This window comes from Desulfofundulus sp. (assembly GCF_049701015.1).
In the GTDB taxonomy this organism is placed as follows: Bacteria; Bacillota; Desulfotomaculia; order Desulfotomaculales; family Desulfovirgulaceae; genus Desulfofundulus.
The window spans coordinates 1-1,126 of record NZ_JBNATZ010000406.1 but is presented as its reverse complement, the minus strand read 5'-3'; the positions used below and the strand labels follow the sequence as shown (position 1 = coordinate 1,126).

Sequence of the window (1,126 nt, the reverse complement as noted above, 5' to 3'; positions counted from 1 at the left end):
CCATTGGCCAGGGAGGGCCGGATTCCACTCCGGATGCGGAAAAGCTTGTCAGCGTCAAGCCTGAGGTAATTTTCGTTGCCTCCTTGCTGGACAAGTCACAGGCGGACGAACTGCAGGCCAAAACAAATATACCGGTAGTGGTACTGAACTACGGCACCGAGGTGCCCTTTGATGAAAATGTTTACAAATCCCTCCTGCTGATCGGCAAGATCATCGGCAACGAGAAAAGGGCACAGGAAGTGGTAGCTTATCTTAAGAATTGCCATCAGGACTTGCAGGAGAGAACGAAAAATATCCCTGCTGACAAAAAGCCCGCAGTTTATGTGGGTGCTCTGGGCGCAAAAGGAGCGCACAGCATTGAAAGCACAGCTCCCAAATACGGGCCTTTTGTGGCCATTGGTGCTAGAAACGTGGTTGAAGAAGTCCAGGGTCGCGGAAGCGCGGTAATTGAAAACAAAAAGCTTTCCCAAATGGGTCGCGCACTTGGGCGCAACGTAATGATTGAAAAAGAAAAACTTTTGGAGTGGGATCCTGACATCATTCTTATCGATGAAGGCGGCTTGGAACTGGTGCAAAATGACTACAAGAAAAACCCGCAGTTTTATCAGTCGCTGAAGGCGGTCAAGACAGGCCGGGTTTACGGCCAGATTCCCTTTAACTTCTATAACACCAACATCGACACCGCTATTGCCGACACCTACTACGCCGGAAAAGTGATTTTCCCCGAACAATTTAAGGATATCGACCCGGCCAAAAAAGCCGACGAGATTTACCAGTTTCTTTTGGGCAAACCTTTATATGAACAGATGGCGAAAGATTACGGTGGATTTAAAAAGCTGGATCTTGCCGGTCCGTAATACCCGGGGAGTTCCTGTGTTCGAGCGAGCCGGACAATTCCAACCCGAGTAAATAATGGTAAACCTCTATTTTCGTGGGTGATAAAAAATATGCGGCAGGTAGCGATCCCGGAAAGTTACCTTAAGTATACCCAGAGAAAAGTTTTCATCATTTGCCTGCTTGTCCTTGCAACCGCCCTGCTGGGTATCTACGCCATCAACGCCGGGTCGGCGGAGCTTTCGCCGGCCCAGGTGCTGCTGACCCTGCTGGGCAAAGCAGAGGGACGTTT

1 protein-coding gene is annotated in these 1,126 nt (G+C 49.7%); it reads left to right on the top strand.

Annotated features, from left to right (window positions below; translation table 11 throughout):
* Window positions 1–857 (top strand): iron ABC transporter substrate-binding protein (locus tag ACPLUI_RS14900; RefSeq protein ID WP_424661023.1); only part of this gene is annotated, 857 nt, incomplete at its 5' end.
* Between the last annotated feature and the right edge of the window lie 269 nt (window positions 858–1,126).